Here is a 14,698-nt window from a genome sequence, read left to right as displayed (position 1 = left end):
ATCACATTCAGCGCAAGCGCCGCGCCTAACCCCGCCCACAACGGCTAGATTTATCTCATCCGACCACTTAGCCATGGCCGTATATAACAACAACAAGCGCACTTTTTTCACCCGCTGGAGGCAACCATGAGCGCATATCCCCACCTGCTGGCACCGCTGGATCTTGGCTTTACCACCCTGAAAAACCGGGTGCTGATGGGATCGATGCATATCGGCCTGGAAACGTTGCCTGACGGGCCGCAGCGCATGGCGGCATTTTATGCCGAACGCGCGGCGGCCGGCGTCGCGCTGATCGTCACCGGCGGCATCGCCCCCAATGAGCAGGGCGTGGTCTACCGCGGCGCCGCCACCCTGTGCCAGCCAGAGCAGGTGGCGCACCACCGGGTTATCACCGACGCGGTGCACCAGGCCGGGGGCAAAATCGCGCTGCAAATCCTGCACGCCGGCCGCTACAGCGCCCAACCGCATCCCGTCGCCCCCTCCGCATTGCAGGCGCCAATCAGCCCGTTTATGCCGAGCGCCATGAGCGAACGCGAAATCAGGCAGACCATCGCAGACTTCGCCAACTGCGCCGCCTTGGCCCAACTGGCGGGCTACGACGGGGTGGAAGTGATGGGGTCGGAGGGATATCTGATCAATCAGTTCCTGGTGGCGCGCACCAATCAGCGTGATGATGCCTGGGGCGGCGACATCGAAAAGCGCATGCGTTTTGCCATTGAGATCGTCCACGCCGTGCGCCAGACCGTCGGCCGGGAATTTATCCTGATCTATCGGCTATCTATGCTCGATCTGGTGGAGAACGGCGCCAATTGGCACGAAATCGAACTGCTGGCGCAGAGGGTGGAACAGGCGGGCGCGACGCTGATCAATACCGGCATCGGCTGGCATGAAGCACGTATTCCCACCATCGCCACGCGTGTGCCGCGCGCGGGCTTTAGCTGGGTTACACAGCGGCTGATGGGCAAAGTTCGCATTCCGCTGATCGCCACCAACCGTATCAACCTGCCGGCGGTGGCGGAGCAGGTGCTGGCGCAAGGCTGCGCCGATATGGTCTCAATGGCGCGGCCATTCCTGGCCGATGCCGAATTCGTCCGCAAGGCCGCCGAAGGCCGGGCCGATGAGATCAACACCTGCATCGGCTGCAACCAGGCCTGCCTGGATCAGGTGTTCGCCGGCCAGCCCGCCTCTTGCCTGGTCAACCCGCGCGCCGGCCGGGAAACCGAGCTGCCGCTTCACCCTGCGGCAGCGCCGAAACGGCTGGCCGTGGTGGGCGCCGGCCCGGCCGGGCTGGCATTCGCCACCGCTGCGGCGCGGCGTGGGCACCGGATTACGCTGTTTGACGCCGCCGGCGAGATCGGCGGCCAGTTCACCATCGCCAGGCAAATCCCCGGTAAGGAAGAATTTAATGAAACGCTGCGCTATTTCCGCCGCCAGTTGGCGCTGTTGGGCGTTACGCTGCAATTGGGCCGGCAGGTGCAGGCACAAGATCTGGCGGCGTTTGACGAAGTGATCCTGGCGTGCGGCATCGTGCCGCGCACCCCGGCGATCCCCGGCATCCACCACCCCAAAGTGCTGAGCTACCTGGATGTGCTGCGCGACAAACAGCCGGCCGGCCGGCGTGTGGCGATTATCGGCGCCGGCGGCATTGGCTTTGATACCGCGGAATACCTGAGCCAGCAGGATACGGCCGCCAGCCAGTCCCGTGCGGCGTTTAACCGTGAATGGGGCATTGATGAACAGTACCGCCACCGTGGCGGGCTGGCGGCCGACGGGCCGCTAAACATGCCGCCGGCGCGTGAGATTTGGCTATTGCAACGCAAAGCCAGCAAGGTGGGCGAAGGGCTGGGCAAAACCACCGGCTGGATCCACCGCGCCAGCCTGGCAAAGCACGGCGTAACCATGCTGAGCGGCGTCAGCTATCAGCAGATTGACGATCGCGGCCTGCACATTATCCACGCCGGCCAGGCAAGCTGCCTGCCGGTGGATAGCGTGGTGATCTGCGCCGGGCAAGAGCCACGCCGCGAGTTGCAGCAGCCCTTGCTGGCGATGGGGAAAACCGTGCATCTGATCGGCGGCGCAGACGTTGCCGCCGAGCTTGATGCGCGCCGCGCCATCGAACAAGGCACCCGGCTGGCGTTGGCCCTATAGCTTAGTAACGCCGTGCGCCGGTTTTCACCGATTTCAGCACCAGGAATTTCTGGTTGGAGGCCACCGTGGTGCAGTTGCCGAACAGGCGTTTAAGCTTCTGGTAGTAGTCCAGATGGCGATTGCCGACGATGCGCAGTTCACCGCCCACCTTCAGGCAGCGCTTGGCATCCAGGAACATTTGCCAGGCGGTGTGATCGGTAATGGCATGTTGCTGATGGAACGGCGGGTTGCACAACACCGCCTGTGCGCTGCCGCCGTCAACCCCGGCCAGGCCATTGTTCACATTGAACTGGCAGCGCGCCAAATCCTGCGGCAGGTTGTGGGCCACGTTCAACTCGCTCGACGCCACTGCCATATAGGATTCATCAACAAAGGTCACCTGCGCCTGTGGGTTTTGCACCAGCGCCGTCAGGCCGATAATGCCGTTGCCGCAGCCCAGATCGATAATCTCGCCGTCCAGATCGCTCGGCAGGTGTTCCATAAACAGGCGAGCGCCAATATCCAGCCCGCCGCGCGAAAACACGTTGGCATGGTTGTGGATCAGCATATCGGTGCCGTCCAGCAGCCAGTCGGTGGTTTGCGCTGCGGCCGGCGGCACGATATCCGCCACGTCGCAGTGAATCAGCCGCGCCTTTTTCCACGCCAGGCTGGTGCGCGTTGGCCCGAGCACGCGCTCAAACAGCTGCAGGGTAGAGGTATGGACATCGCGCGCTTTGGCGCCGGCGACGATCACGGTATCGGCCGCCACCACATTGCGCAACGCTCGCAGTTGCTGCTCCAGCAGCGCCAGGGCTTTGGGGATCTTGATGATCACCAGCGCCGGGGCGGCCGGCAGCGCCGCCAGGCTGCTGAGCAGCGTAACCCGCTGCGGATCCAGGCCGTTAAGCTGCAGATTGTGCTGCGTGGCCAGTTGGCTCATGTAGGAATCGCTGATGCTGTAAGGCTGGTGTTCGTGCAAGGCGCAGGCCAGCGTGCCGAAGGCATCGTTAAAAATCAGCACGGGCCGATCGCCGGCGCCGTGGCTATCAACCTGTTGCAGCAGGTATTCATCCGCCGCTTCCCATGCCTGCAACTGGGTTGCTTCTTCCTGTTGGGGATAACGCTCCAGCTCAAGTTGCCGTGTTCCCAGATCGAGTTGGCTCATTGCCCCTCCTGACTGATAAAATTTGGGCTGTTTATCCCCTAAAAACGCCCGGCAGTAAATGTTTTTCGTCAATTCCCGCGCATCTTTACGCCTGTTGGCCCACGCCGGCATGCAATCTGCCGCCCAGGGCGGGACTTGCGTGAGAAAACCGCCTACAATAATCCGCCTGATTGCCCGCCAAGAGCCGATACGCATGCCCGAACTCGCTTACCTGCAAGGCTACCCGGAACACCTGCAAAGCCAGGTGCGCCAATTGATTTACCAGCAACGGCTGGGGGAAGTGCTGCTGCAGCGTTACCCGGACGTCCACGCCTGCACGACCGATAAATCGCTCTACCAGTTCACCGTCGAGCTGAAAAACCAGTATCTGCGCAACGCCCAGCCGTTGAGCAAAGTCGCCTATGACGGCAAGATCCAGGTGATGAAACATGCGCTGGGCCTGCATACTGCCATTTCACGCGTGCAGGGGGGCAAACTGAAAGCCAAAGCGGAAATCCGCGTGGCGACGGTGTTCAAAAACGCGCCGGAAGACTTTCTGCGGATGATCGTGGTGCATGAGCTGGCGCACTTGAAAGAGAAAGAGCACAACAAGGCGTTTTACAGCCTGTGCTGCCACATGGAGCCCAGCTATCACCAGTTGGAATTCGACACCCGCCTGTACCTGACGCACCTGTCGCTGTTCGGCGAACTCTATATATAACAACCACGTTCTCATCACGGTTCGCCTGGCGGCCATCGCATGATAATCTGCTATCTTCATGGCTTGGGAACCGGAGTTATCTATGATTCGCTTTGCCGTTGTCGGCACCAATTGGATCACGGAACGCTTTATCGACGCCGCCCATGAGTGCGGCAAAATGAAACTGACGGCCATCTATTCACGCCGGCTGGACCAGGCGCAGGCGTTCGGCGCCAATTACCCCGGCGCCGCTTGTTTCGATTCGCTGGCGGCTCTGGCACAGTCTGACACGATCGACGCCGTGTATATCGCCAGCCCTAACGCCCTGCACTGCAGCCAGTCCCTGTTGTTTCTGCGCCACAAAAAACACGTCATCTGCGAGAAACCACTGGCCTCCAATCTGAACGAGGTGGAACAACTCCAGGCCTGCGCGCGGGAAAACCAGGTGGTGCTGTTCGAGGCGTTCAAAAGTGCCCACTTGCCCAATTTTCTGGCACTGCAACAGGCGTTGCCGAAGGTGGGGCAACTGCGCAAAGCCTTTATCAATTACTGCCAGTATTCCTCACGTTACCCGCGCTACCTGGCCGGTGAAAACCCCAACACCTTCAACCCGCAGTTTTCCAATGGTTCAATCATGGACATCGGCTATTATTGCGTCGCCAGCGCCGTCGCGCTATTTGGCGCCCCGCAGTCCGTGATCGCCAATGCGACATTGCTCGGCAGCGGGGTAGACGCACATGGCACCGCCTGCCTCAACTACGGCGATTTCGATGTGATCATCAGCCATTCCAAAGTCAGCGATTCGGCGATCCCAAGCGAAATCCAGGGTGAAGCAGGCAACCTGATTATTGATAAAATCGCCGAGTGCCAAGGGGTGGTGCTGGCGCCGCGCGGCGGGAATAAACAGGATCTGACCCAGCCGCAGCATATCAATACCATGCTGTACGAAGCAGAAGTCTTCGCCAGCCTGGTGGAACAACGCCAGGTAGAGCACGCCTGGCTTGCACATTCACGGATAGTTGCCACGCTGCTGACGGAGATCCGCCGCCAGACCGGCGTCGCATTCCCTGCCGACAAGGAAATAGCATGAAGCCACTGTTACTGATGCAAACCGGCGATGCGCCGGAAGCCATTCAGCGTGAACGCGCCAACTTCACGCAGATGTTTGTACAACAAGGCAATATCGCCGCCGAGCGCCTGCAAACGGTTTTTCTGCCCGCCGGCGAACAACCGCTGCCGCCCGAAGCATACTGCGGCGTGATCATCACCGGCTCGGAGGCCATGGTCACTGAACGCTTGCCGTGGAGTGAACAAGCGGCCGAATGGCTGCGCCAGGCGATGCGCATTTCCCTGCCGATTTTCGGCGTGTGCTACGGCCACCAGCTGCTGGCTCATGCGCTGGGCGGCAAAGTGGACTATCACCCGCAAGGAATGGAGGTCGGCACGCTGGACGTCACGTTGCTGCCAGCCGCCGCCCACGATCCGCGCCTGGCGGGCCTGCCGACGCGTTTTAAAGCCAACCTGATTCATTCGCAAAGCGTGTTGGAGCCGCCAGGCAGCGCAGAGGTGCTGGCACACTCGGCGCAGGATCCTTATCAGATCCTGCGTTACGGGCCTTATGCGTTAACCACCCAATTCCACCCCGAATTCGACGGCGCCACCATGCAGAGCTACCTCAACCTGCTGGCGGAAAGCCATCCGCAACGCCAGGCGGCATATCAGCACAAGCTGCACCAGGCCGGCGATACCCCCTTCAGCCAGCAGTTGCTGCAGGGGTTTGTCGCCGGGTTGGGTGCGCAGCTTAAATGTTAGCAAAAGTTGACCGCTGACATATTTTGCATTACTTTCTGTTAAGCAAAGGGGAGTAACTTCATTGCCGGTTAATCGTCATTACGGTGCTTAGGCACCCGGTTACCGGGCAACCTGGTGTTCAAGGTATCTACCTTCATCAATGTTGTAAGTGAGACCTTGCCGGAAGGCGAGGTTTGCTTGCAGCGTCACATAGCGGCCCGCGTCTTCCGACGCCGGCCGTTTTTGTTTTTTAAGGATACACTGATGATGAATACCGTAGGCACGCCGTGGTTGTGGGGCAGCTTTGCCGCCATTATCGTTGTGATGCTCGCCATTGATTTACTGTTGCAGGGCCGCCGCGGCGCGCAGACCATGACGCTCAAACAGGCCGCCTGTTGGTCGCTGGTGTGGGTTAGCCTGGCGCTGCTGTTTAACCTCGGCTTCTGGTACTACCTGAATGAAACCGCCGGGCGGGCGGTGGCCGATACCCAGGCGCTCGCCTTCCTCACCGGCTATTTGATTGAAAAAGCCCTGGCGGTGGATAACGTTTTTGTCTGGCTGATGCTGTTCAGCTACTTCGCCGTGCCGGCCAACCTGCAACGCCGCGTGCTGATCTTCGGCGTGTTGGGCGCGATTGTGCTGCGTACTATCATGATCTTCGCCGGCAGTTGGCTGGTTACCCAGTTCGACTGGCTGCTGTACCTGTTCGGCGCATTCCTGCTGTTCACCGGTATCAAAATGGCGCTGGCGAAGGAAGACGATGCGGCTATCGGCGATAAACCGTTAGTGAAGTGGCTGCGTGGGCACTTGCGCATGACCGACAATCTGGAAGGCGAGCGTTTCTTCGTGCGCCGCAACGGCATACTGTTCGCCACGCCGCTGGTTTTGGTCTTGATCCTGGTGGAATTGAGCGACGTTATCTTCGCCGTCGACAGTATCCCGGCGATTTTTGCCATCACCACCGATCCGTTCATCGTCCTGACCTCCAACCTGTTCGCCATTATGGGGCTGCGCGCCATGTACTTCCTGCTGGCCAGCGTTGCGGAACGTTTCTCGATGCTGAAATACGGCTTGTCGGTGATCCTGGTGTTTATCGGCGTCAAGATGCTGATTATGGATTTCTTCCATATCCCCATCGCCATTTCACTGGGCGTGGTCGGCGGTATCCTGGCGATCACGCTGCTGCTGAATGCCTGGGTGAACCAGCATAATGCCCGCCTGAAAAAATAAACGCTTAGTTTTCAGACACCAGGCGCCGCTTCGGCGCCTGTTTTTCTATCGCGAACGGATCGATACCGCGGCGCAACAGGCGGCGAAAACGCAAAATATTAAATGCGTTCATCACCAGGAAACTGCCCTCAATCAATGAACCACCGATGGAACCCAGCCAGATATTATGGGTCACCCAACAGGCGGTAGAACACCACATCACGCAACGCGTCGTCAGCCCACGGGTACGAAAGAGCGCCCAGGTACTGATCGAGGTGCCGAAAATCGGCAACAATTCGATCCAGTGGTGAAAACGCGACAGCCCCATCACCAGCGTTAACGCCAGGAAAATCCACATCACCCACAGGCTGCAGGTGCGGATGGCGACCAGGTTGCGGCAAGCGCTAAGCACCGCGCTGCTGCCGGCGGCGCTGGCGCCCATCAGGAAGTAATGGATGCCAATAACCAGGCTATAGGCGGAAAGCTGCAGCTTAAAGCGCCGATCATCACGATTGAAGAAACTGGTGATGCCCACCAGAAAGGCCAGCACGCCAATAGACTGCGCAAACCAATAGAACGCCATGAACGACCCTGGAATGGAAAATGGAAATAAAATGAAACAGAATGGACGTTTTATGCTACTCCTGCTCACAGGGCTTTACAATGTGATCCAGCGCATAAAAATCAGCCAGTGCAAAAAAAAACGGTCAAGAAACCACGGCCAATGTCAGGTAATGTAAAAACGGCTTAATCCCTGCCAGGATCGCCGGTTGCCGTGTAATATTCCTGCGGCGGCCGCTGATATTTCCCTGTTGCAAAACAAGCAATTTTGATACAGTTAGGCCACTTTTTTTACCCTTTTTAGCTTTAGGGCGGAACACGGATAGATGCGTTTGTTGTTTGCCATGCTAATAGCTGTTTTTTGCTGGGCCGGTTCGGCTTCCGGCAAAACGCTATGCACCACGCAAACCAAACAGGCGCCTGCCGCATTGGGTATTTTACTGGCGGCCAACGAGGCAGGGCTTTCCCCGTTCGATCCGGCCTACCGATCGCCGCATACGGATTTGCGCCGTAAGGCGCCCGGCAAACTGCCGCTGCTATTACCACGGGTTCACTCCTACCCCAGTTCTCTGTCCGCTTCCGGGTTCCGAACGCCGGCCTATTGCCTGACGGCAGAGTTGGGCCTGTGCGGCGCCGCGCCGCGCCAGATCGCCCCGGCGCCCAGCCGGTTGGCCCTGGCCGATTGGACGCTGCATATCGGCAATCAGAACAACAGGCTCGGCGGTTGGAAAGAAAGTAATACGCTGTACCGGGGAATGCTGACGTATCACTCATGACGGTGTCGCACTAACAGAACCATTAGAAAGCAACACCGACGCTTCATTCTCAGCAATTTGGAAAACCCGCTTGGCCTGCGACCATTCGCGTTCTCGCTGGGGAAAGACCCAATAATGACGTTTTAGGAACACCCGATGGATATCATCAAACAATTGTTGGATGCCTTATGGCAGCAGGACTTTGAAACGCTGGCAAACCCTTCAATGGTGTGGACCCTCTACGCCATTTTATTCATGATCCTGTTTCTGGAAAACGGCTTGCTGCCCGCAGCCTTCCTGCCCGGCGATAGCCTGCTGATTCTGGTTGGCGTGCTGGTTGCCAAGGGCACCATGAACTTCCCGTTGACCATTTTCATTTTAACCGTGGCCGCCAGCACCGGGTGCTGGGTCAGTTATATACAAGGGAAATGGCTGGGGAATACGCGAACGGTGCAGGGCTGGCTCTCTCACCTGCCAGCCCACTACCACCAGCGGGCGCACCAGTTGTTCCATCGCCATGGGCTCTCCGCCCTGTTGATCGGCCGCTTCCTGGCGTTTGTACGCACTCTGCTGCCGACCATCGCTGGGCTTTCCGGGCTGGACAACCTGCGCTTTCAGTTCTTCAACTGGATGAGCGGCCTGCTGTGGGTCCTGATCCTGACCTCATGCGGTTTTGCGCTGGGTAAAACCCCTATGTTCCGCAAGTATGAAGATCAATTGATGTTTGGCCTGATGCTGCTGCCGCTGGTGTTACTGGTCGCCGGCCTGGTCGGCTCGCTGTTCGTGCTGTGGCGCAAGAAACGGGCGACCAGCCAGGGGAAAGGCGTGTGATAAGCCGACGCCCACGCTGGAAACACGTGCTCATCATCTCATTAGCCCTGGTGCTGCTGGCCGGCTTCCTGTTGCCGCGCATGATGCGTACCGAAAGCGAACTGCACATTCGCGCCAACCATCAGGGGCTTTCGTTGCCGGACGGTTTTTTTGTCTATCAGCGCCTGGACGAACGCGGCATTCGCATTAAGAGCATTACCCCAGAGGGGGATGGGCTGGTGGTGCGCCTGGACTCCCCGGAACAACAGGGGTTAGCCCGTGAAACGCTGCAGGCCGTCCTGCCCCCAGGCTATACCATTGCCCTGAGCAAATCGCCGGTGCCGCCGCTGTGGGTGCGCGAGTTTGCTCGGGCACCGCTGAATCTGGGCTAAGCGGCAGCAATATTTTGCAAGCTGCGCCTCATTCAGAATGAAAATTTTGGCGTCTGCGCTATTTATGGCTATGCTGAATTTAGCCTGGCCGATGAGCTAAGTTTTACTACCCTGCCTAACGGCAGTAGGAACCCGGTGTGAATCTTCGCACCCTTTTAATAAGGAAATAAAATCATGCAGTTGCGTCATTCCCTGTTGCTAGCACTCCCTTTACTTGCCTGCTCTTCTGTGTCTTTTGCCGCACTGGAAGGCGGCTGTGCCAAGAAAGCGCAGGACATTCAGACACAAATCGATTATGCGAACCAGCACGGCAATACCCATCGCGTCGCCGGCCTGAAAACGGCGTTGAGCGAAGTGCAGGCTAACTGTACCGAGAGCGGCTTGCAGGCTGAGCGTCAGCAAGACATCAAAGACAAGCAGCATAAGGTAAGCGAGCGCCAACGTGAGCTGGCAGAAGCTGAGCAAAAGGGCGATAAAGACAAAATCGCCAAGAAACAGAAAAAGCTGGCCGAAGCGCAAGAAGAGCTGCAACAGGCACAGGCGAAATAATTTTTTACTCCAGCGGATTTATCGATGAGAACCCCATTTCACGGGATTTTCAGGGAAAATAGAAGGGCTGATTAGAGAGATCAACCACCTCACGCCTTTGCCCCACCGAATAAAATCCGCTATGTTGAAAGTCTGTCTCAGTTAAAGGAGTTATCGAACATGGCACACGATTCAAATGCAGAAAACTTACGCGCTGAACTGAAATCCTTAGCCGATACGCTGGAAGAAGTGTTGAACTCCTCCACCGATAAACCGAAAGCTGAGCTTGATAAGCTGCGTTCAAAAGCAGAAGGCGCGCTGAAAGAAACGCGCGCGCGTCTGGGCGATGCCAGCGACAAAATCGCTTATCAAACCAAACAGATCGCCGGCCAGGCCGATGAATACGTGCGTGAAAACCCGTGGACGGGCATCGGTATCGGTGCTGCCGTCGGGGTGGTGTTGGGTGTGCTGTTGGCGCGCCGCTAATGGCGGAGTATCCACAACAACGTGCTCAGGGGCCCGCTAAAGGGCTCCTGGACGCTGGCCAGCGTATCATTACCATTCTGGTCAGCATGGTAGAAACGCGGTTACGCCTGGTCGCCATCGAGCTGGAAGAGGAAAAAGCGAATCTCATCCAGTTGATTTTGATGGCGGGTTTAACCCTGTTGTTTACCGCGTTTGGCCTGATGAGCCTGCTGATCCTGATATTCTGGGCCGTTGAGCCGGAGTACCGCCTGATTGCGTTAGGCTCCACCACCGCCGTGCTGCTGTTCCTGGCCTTGGTTGGCCTGATCTGGACCTTGGTCAAGGCACGCCGCACTACGCTGTTGAGCAATACGCGCAAACAGCTGGAGCTCGATCGCGCCAAGCTTGAAGGTAAAGCAGAATGAACAACCGCCAGTACCGCGAATGGCGAAAGCAAAGGCTGCTAAGCCAGATCCAGCAACAGCGTGTGGATCTGGCGCAGAACACCGCCGTGCTACTGGAAAAAACCGAACGTATTGATCGCGGTTGGCAAGCCTTGTTTGGCATGCGCAAAGTGATGGCCATCGGCGCCAGCGTGGTGGCTATCTATGGTATCCGCCACCCCAGCAAGCTGATCCTGTGGTCACGCCGTGCGTTCGGCGCCTGGGGCACGCTCCGCCTGCTGCGCAAAACCCTTTCCACGAAATAACGTGCCGGCCAGGCCGCACATGGCCGGCCCTTTTCGCCTTTCCCCCTGCCGCCGGTGGTTCCCGCCTCTTCTCTTGTATTCCCCCGTTATTGCCACCTTTATCATTAGCAGACTACATGTCCATTTTTTTTGAAGAAATACAACAGTTTTACTTGCTAACAACTCAGCACATTGCCGTTTAACATTCACTCCATCAACCAACCGCGGCCATTATCGGGCGGAAATACCGGTATATCACCGGACCAACAGTCCCTAACACATTTGGAGTGAATGATGAAAAAATTAGAAGATACCGGCCTGCTGGTCGCACGTATTCTGATGCCAATCCTGTTTATCGTTGCCGGCTACGGCAAAATGGGCGATGCCTATGCGGGCACCCAGCAATACATGCAGTCGATGGGCGTGCCGGGATTCTTGCTGCCGCTGACCATTCTGCTGGAGTTTGGCGGCGGCTTTGCCATCCTGTTCGGCTTCCTGACCCGCACGACGGCGCTGTTCACCGCAGGCTTCACCGTGCTGACCGCGCTGTTGTTCCACACCAACTTTGCCGAAGGTGCTAATCAGTTGATGTTCATGAAAAACCTGACCATTGCCGGCGGCTATATCGTACTGGCGGTTGCCGGCCCCGGCGCATTCAGCCTCGATCGGCTGCTGAATAAAAAATGGTAAGCTAAACTCAGATGACTGACAAAGCGTGGCAGCAGTACCCTACGTGAACAAGGAGAACCAATGGGACAGTTAGTGGATGGCGTTTGGCAAAACACATGGTACGACACCAAATCAACCGGGGGCCGCTTCAAACGCTCCACTGCGCAGTTCCGTAACTGGGTGACCGCCGACGGGCAACCCGGTGAGCACGGCGCCGGGGGCTTTAAGGCAGAAAAAGATCGTTATCATCTGTACGTCTCCCTCGCCTGCCCGTGGGCGCACCGAACGCTGCTGATGCGTAAGCTGAAAGGGTTGGAGCACCTGATCCCGGTTTCTGTCGTGCACCCGCTGATGCTGGAAAACGGCTGGACATTCGCCAGTGATTTCCCGGCGGCAACCGGCGATCCGTTGTACCACGCGGACTTTCTTTACCAGATCTATCTGCATGCCGATAGCCAATACAGCGGCCGCGTCACCGTGCCCGTGCTGTGGGATAAACAGCAGCAAACCATCGTCAGCAACGAGTCCGCAGACATTATCCGCATGTTCAACAGCGCGTTCGACGCCCTGGGCGCACGCGCCGGCGATTACTACCCCAGCGCCTTACGTGGCGAGATCGACGAACTCAACGGCTGGATATACAGCAAGCTGAACAACGGGGTCTATAAAGCCGGCTTCGCCACCAGCCAGGTGGCCTATGACGAAGCGGTCAACGGGGTATTTGAGGCGCTGGCGCGGCTGGAGCAGATCCTCAACCGCCAGCGCTACCTGACCGGGGCGCAACTGACCGAAGCCGATCTGCGGCTGTGGACCACGCTGGTGCGTTTTGATCCGGTGTACGTCACCCATTTCAAATGCGATCGGCGCCGCATCAGTGATTACCCGAACCTGTATGGCTTCCTGCGCGATATTTACCAGATGCCGGGTATCGCGGAAACCGTCAATATGGCGCATATCCGCAATCACTATTACCGCAGCCACAGCACCATAAACCCGTACGGGATTATCTCGATTGGGCCGGCCCAAAACCTGGATGAACCGCACGGCCGCGACCAGCGCTTCCGCTAACCCGCAGGCGCTTACCCTTCCTGGCGGGCCAGCAGGCGTGGGATTTCACGCAGAAACCAGGCCTTGGCTTCGCCCATGCTGTCGCGCCGCCAGGCCATGATGATATCGGCTTCGCTGCTGTATTCCGGGCTCACTACGCGCAGGCGCCCCTGCGCAATATCCTGTTCCACCATGGCATATGGCATGGTCGCCACACCAAGCCCCGCCAACAGCGCCAGGCGTTTATCCTCAATGCTGCTGACCGTCAGGCGCTGCTGCTTATCCAACAGTTGCACCGTCAGCACCGGCCGTTCGCGCGCGGTGTCCGCCACCGCAATACCGCGGTACTTCACGCGCGTGGTTTCCGACAACGGCTCCGCCTCTTGATGGATTGGGTGATCCGGCGCCGCGACATACACGTTCATCACCTTGTACAGCTTGCGGGTGTTAACCTCGGACGAGGAGCGAAAGTGCATATCAGGCGCAATCACGATATCGGCCCGCCCTTGCTCCAGCCGTTCCCAGGCGCCGGCCAGCACCTCGGTCAGAATCGACACTTGAGTATTGGCTTTCTGCGCCAGCTTATCGATTAACGGAAACAGCTTGCTGGCCGGCGACAGTGCCTCACAAACGATGGTCAGGTGCGGTTCCCACCCACGCGCCAGCGCCTCGGCATCGGTCGTCAGCTTATCCGCCGCCTCCAGCAGCACGCGCCCGCGCTCCAGCAACATGCGGCCAACGTTAGTGAATTTGGTGCGATGCCCGGAACGATCGAACAACACCACATCCAGTTCTTCTTCCAATTTTTGCATGGTGTAGCTGAGCGCCGAGGGCACACGCCCCAATTCATCAGCCGCCGCTGCAAAACTGCCACGCCGATCGATGGCGTCCATTACCCTTAGTGCTTCCAGCGTTAATGCCCGATCTCTGGCCATCGCGTCTCTCTGTCAGGAAATTTGAATATGCCAACCAGATTAACTGGCTAACAATCCGCCGTCCAGATGCTTACCATTAACTTCATCCTTTTAGAGAGCCGATCGCCATGATTACATGCAGAACAGCACAACAATGCGGGCAAGCTGACTTCGGCTGGCTGCAGGCTCGCTATACCTTTTCCTTTGGTCATTATTTTGATCCCAAACTGATGGGTTACGCCTCACTGCGGGTGCTGAACCAGGAAGTGTTGGCGCCGGGCGCCGCCTTCCAGCCGCGCACTTATCCCAACGTAGATATCCTCAATCTGATCCTGCAGGGCGAAGCGGAATATCGCGACAGCAACGGCGAGGCCACGCGGGCCAAAGCCGGTGAAGCCCTGCTGTTGAGCACCCAGCCGGGGCTTAGCTATAGCGAACAGAATGTGGGCAGCGAAACGCCGCTGACGCGGCTGCAGCTGTGGCTTGATGCCTGCCCGGAGCGCAGTAATGAACGCATCCAGCGTTTGTCATTAGGGGAGCGGCGGCACACGCTGCTGGCCTCGCCGGATAGCGAACAGGGCAGCCTGCAACTGCGCCAGCAGGTGTGGATCCATCACCTGATGCTGCAGGCGGACGAACAGCTCACGCTGCCGCTGCATGGGCCACGGGCCTATCTGCAGTCGATCCACGGCACGATCCAGGCTACCGGCGAGCGCGATGGCACCCACCGCCTGACCTGCGGCGACGGGGCATTTATCTGCGAGGAACCGTGCCTGACCCTGCATGCACAAACCGACCTGCGCGCGCTGCTGATCGATTTGCCGGTGTAACACCGCCTGCCGGCGGCGCTGAAAAAAGAAAACCCCGCGCGGCGCGAACCGTGCGGGGTTACTTATAT

General features: G+C 58.3%; 18 protein-coding genes. 15 read left to right on the top strand and 3 right to left on the bottom strand.

All coding sequences use genetic code 11. The features are described 5' to 3' along the window. Window positions 1-126 precede the first annotated feature (126 nt). Window positions 127-2,148 carry an NADPH-dependent 2,4-dienoyl-CoA reductase gene (locus tag ACN28Q_RS15355; RefSeq protein ID WP_095847138.1) on the top strand — a complete coding sequence of 674 codons (2,022 nt, stop codon included), beginning with the start codon at window positions 127-129 and terminating at the stop codon, window positions 2,146-2,148. Between the two features lies 1 nt (window position 2,149). Here ACN28Q_RS15355 and rlmG read toward each other — a convergent pair whose 3' ends face one another. Continuing rightward, the gene (gene rlmG, locus ACN28Q_RS15350; RefSeq protein WP_095847137.1) at window positions 2,150-3,292 is read right to left on the bottom strand and encodes a 23S rRNA (guanine(1835)-N(2))-methyltransferase RlmG; all 1,143 of its coding nucleotides are present in this window, start codon (window positions 3,290-3,292) and stop codon (window positions 2,150-2,152) included. Window positions 3,293-3,485: 193 nt separating this feature from the next. Here rlmG and ACN28Q_RS15345 point away from each other — a divergent pair, with 193 nt between their 5' ends. The 4 genes from ACN28Q_RS15345 (at window position 3,486) to ACN28Q_RS15330 (ending at window position 6,992) form a co-directional block, all read left to right on the top strand. Beyond that, window positions 3,486-3,992: a M48 metallopeptidase family protein gene (locus ACN28Q_RS15345; protein WP_095849044.1), complete on the top strand. Its 507-nt coding sequence runs from the start codon at window positions 3,486-3,488 to the stop codon at window positions 3,990-3,992. An 82-nt stretch (window positions 3,993-4,074) separates the two neighbouring features. After that, a complete protein-coding gene (locus tag ACN28Q_RS15340) occupies window positions 4,075-5,061 on the top strand; it encodes a Gfo/Idh/MocA family protein (RefSeq protein WP_095847136.1) in 987 nt (328 codons plus the stop codon). Beyond that, window positions 5,058-5,783, top strand: a complete 726-nt coding sequence (locus tag ACN28Q_RS15335; protein WP_095847135.1) for a glutamine amidotransferase — start codon at window positions 5,058-5,060, stop codon at window positions 5,781-5,783. The genes ACN28Q_RS15340 and ACN28Q_RS15335 overlap by 4 nt, the downstream gene beginning before the upstream one ends. 243 nt (window positions 5,784-6,026) lie before the next feature. Next, window positions 6,027-6,992, top strand: coding sequence for a TerC family protein (locus ACN28Q_RS15330; protein ID WP_095847134.1), 966 nt, complete (start codon window positions 6,027-6,029; stop codon window positions 6,990-6,992). Window positions 6,993-6,996: 4 nt separating this feature from the next. Here the strand turns inward: ACN28Q_RS15330 and ACN28Q_RS15325 are convergent, their stop codons facing one another. Beyond that, window positions 6,997-7,554 (bottom strand): YgjV family protein, encoded by a 558-nt coding sequence (locus ACN28Q_RS15325; RefSeq protein ID WP_095847133.1) that lies wholly within the window; start codon window positions 7,552-7,554, stop codon window positions 6,997-6,999. A 304-nt stretch (window positions 7,555-7,858) separates the two neighbouring features. On the opposite strand from ACN28Q_RS15325, the gene ACN28Q_RS15320 reads away from it, so the two are divergent. The 9 genes from ACN28Q_RS15320 (at window position 7,859) to ACN28Q_RS15280 (ending at window position 12,907) form a co-directional block, all read left to right on the top strand. Continuing rightward, complete coding sequence (locus tag ACN28Q_RS15320) at window positions 7,859-8,308, top strand: hypothetical protein (protein WP_095847132.1); 450 nt, start codon at window positions 7,859-7,861, stop codon at window positions 8,306-8,308. A 135-nt stretch (window positions 8,309-8,443) separates the two neighbouring features. Further along, entirely contained in the window at window positions 8,444-9,118 is a 675-nt protein-coding gene (locus ACN28Q_RS15315) for a DedA family protein (RefSeq protein WP_095847131.1), read from the top strand. After that, window positions 9,118-9,489, top strand: a complete 372-nt coding sequence (gene mzrA / locus ACN28Q_RS15310) for an EnvZ/OmpR regulon moderator MzrA (protein ID WP_095849043.1) — start codon at window positions 9,118-9,120, stop codon at window positions 9,487-9,489. Before ACN28Q_RS15315 ends, mzrA begins: the two co-directional genes overlap by 1 nt. A 174-nt stretch (window positions 9,490-9,663) precedes the next feature. After that, window positions 9,664-10,038, top strand: coding sequence for a DUF1090 domain-containing protein (locus ACN28Q_RS15305; RefSeq protein WP_095847130.1), 375 nt, complete (start codon window positions 9,664-9,666; stop codon window positions 10,036-10,038). 159 nt (window positions 10,039-10,197) lie between these two features. Next, complete coding sequence (locus ACN28Q_RS15300; protein WP_095847129.1) at window positions 10,198-10,503, top strand: ElaB/YgaM/YqjD family protein; 306 nt, start codon at window positions 10,198-10,200, stop codon at window positions 10,501-10,503. Then, window positions 10,503-10,907, top strand: coding sequence for a phage holin family protein (locus ACN28Q_RS15295; RefSeq protein ID WP_095847128.1), 405 nt, complete (start codon window positions 10,503-10,505; stop codon window positions 10,905-10,907). The genes ACN28Q_RS15300 and ACN28Q_RS15295 overlap by 1 nt, the downstream gene beginning before the upstream one ends. After that, window positions 10,904-11,191 carry a YqjK-like family protein gene (locus ACN28Q_RS15290; RefSeq protein WP_095847127.1) on the top strand — a complete coding sequence of 96 codons (288 nt, stop codon included), beginning with the start codon at window positions 10,904-10,906 and terminating at the stop codon, window positions 11,189-11,191. Before ACN28Q_RS15295 ends, ACN28Q_RS15290 begins: the two co-directional genes overlap by 4 nt. A gap of 273 nt (window positions 11,192-11,464) precedes the next feature. Next, window positions 11,465-11,860 carry a DoxX family protein gene (locus tag ACN28Q_RS15285; RefSeq protein ID WP_095847126.1) on the top strand — a complete coding sequence of 132 codons (396 nt, stop codon included), beginning with the start codon at window positions 11,465-11,467 and terminating at the stop codon, window positions 11,858-11,860. 60 nt (window positions 11,861-11,920) lie between these two features. Continuing rightward, window positions 11,921-12,907: a glutathione S-transferase family protein gene (locus ACN28Q_RS15280; RefSeq protein WP_095847125.1), complete on the top strand. Its 987-nt coding sequence runs from the start codon at window positions 11,921-11,923 to the stop codon at window positions 12,905-12,907. 11 nt (window positions 12,908-12,918) lie between these two features. Here the strand turns inward: ACN28Q_RS15280 and ACN28Q_RS15275 are convergent, their stop codons facing one another. After that, window positions 12,919-13,821 (bottom strand): LysR family transcriptional regulator, encoded by a 903-nt coding sequence (locus tag ACN28Q_RS15275; protein WP_095847124.1) that lies wholly within the window; start codon window positions 13,819-13,821, stop codon window positions 12,919-12,921. 107 nt (window positions 13,822-13,928) lie between these two features. Here ACN28Q_RS15275 and ACN28Q_RS15270 point away from each other — a divergent pair, with 107 nt between their 5' ends. After that, window positions 13,929-14,630: a pirin family protein gene (locus ACN28Q_RS15270; protein WP_095847123.1), complete on the top strand. Its 702-nt coding sequence runs from the start codon at window positions 13,929-13,931 to the stop codon at window positions 14,628-14,630. The last annotated feature ends 68 nt before the right edge of the window (window positions 14,631-14,698 follow it).

Source organism: Gibbsiella quercinecans (assembly GCF_002291425.1).
GTDB lineage: Bacteria > Pseudomonadota > Gammaproteobacteria > Enterobacterales > Enterobacteriaceae > Gibbsiella > Gibbsiella quercinecans.
Note: the sequence above shows the minus strand (reverse complement) of the source record. Positions and strands in the feature narration are given on the sequence as shown.

What these genes read in the sequence shown, in the direction of transcription:
- ACN28Q_RS15280 (WP_095847125.1), top strand. Translation starts at nt 11,921, where the DNA reads ATGGGACAGTTAGTGGATGGCGTTTGGCAAAACACATGGTACGACACC.
- ACN28Q_RS15320 (WP_095847132.1), top strand. Translation starts at nt 7,859, where the DNA reads ATGCGTTTGTTGTTTGCCATGCTAATAGCTGTTTTTTGCTGGGCCGGT.
- ACN28Q_RS15275 (WP_095847124.1), bottom strand. Translation starts at nt 13,821, where the DNA reads ATGGCCAGAGATCGGGCATTAACGCTGGAAGCACTAAGGGTAATGGAC.
- ACN28Q_RS15355 (WP_095847138.1), top strand. Translation starts at nt 127, where the DNA reads ATGAGCGCATATCCCCACCTGCTGGCACCGCTGGATCTTGGCTTTACC.
- ACN28Q_RS15270 (WP_095847123.1), top strand. Translation starts at nt 13,929, where the DNA reads ATGATTACATGCAGAACAGCACAACAATGCGGGCAAGCTGACTTCGGC.
- ACN28Q_RS15335 (WP_095847135.1), top strand. Translation starts at nt 5,058, where the DNA reads ATGAAGCCACTGTTACTGATGCAAACCGGCGATGCGCCGGAAGCCATT.
- rlmG (WP_095847137.1), bottom strand. Translation starts at nt 3,292, where the DNA reads ATGAGCCAACTCGATCTGGGAACACGGCAACTTGAGCTGGAGCGTTAT.
- ACN28Q_RS15340 (WP_095847136.1), top strand. Translation starts at nt 4,075, where the DNA reads ATGATTCGCTTTGCCGTTGTCGGCACCAATTGGATCACGGAACGCTTT.
- ACN28Q_RS15305 (WP_095847130.1), top strand. Translation starts at nt 9,664, where the DNA reads ATGCAGTTGCGTCATTCCCTGTTGCTAGCACTCCCTTTACTTGCCTGC.
- ACN28Q_RS15290 (WP_095847127.1), top strand. Translation starts at nt 10,904, where the DNA reads ATGAACAACCGCCAGTACCGCGAATGGCGAAAGCAAAGGCTGCTAAGC.
- ACN28Q_RS15345 (WP_095849044.1), top strand. Translation starts at nt 3,486, where the DNA reads ATGCCCGAACTCGCTTACCTGCAAGGCTACCCGGAACACCTGCAAAGC.
- ACN28Q_RS15295 (WP_095847128.1), top strand. Translation starts at nt 10,503, where the DNA reads ATGGCGGAGTATCCACAACAACGTGCTCAGGGGCCCGCTAAAGGGCTC.
- ACN28Q_RS15315 (WP_095847131.1), top strand. Translation starts at nt 8,444, where the DNA reads ATGGATATCATCAAACAATTGTTGGATGCCTTATGGCAGCAGGACTTT.
- ACN28Q_RS15285 (WP_095847126.1), top strand. Translation starts at nt 11,465, where the DNA reads ATGAAAAAATTAGAAGATACCGGCCTGCTGGTCGCACGTATTCTGATG.
- ACN28Q_RS15330 (WP_095847134.1), top strand. Translation starts at nt 6,027, where the DNA reads ATGATGAATACCGTAGGCACGCCGTGGTTGTGGGGCAGCTTTGCCGCC.
- ACN28Q_RS15300 (WP_095847129.1), top strand. Translation starts at nt 10,198, where the DNA reads ATGGCACACGATTCAAATGCAGAAAACTTACGCGCTGAACTGAAATCC.
- ACN28Q_RS15325 (WP_095847133.1), bottom strand. Translation starts at nt 7,554, where the DNA reads ATGGCGTTCTATTGGTTTGCGCAGTCTATTGGCGTGCTGGCCTTTCTG.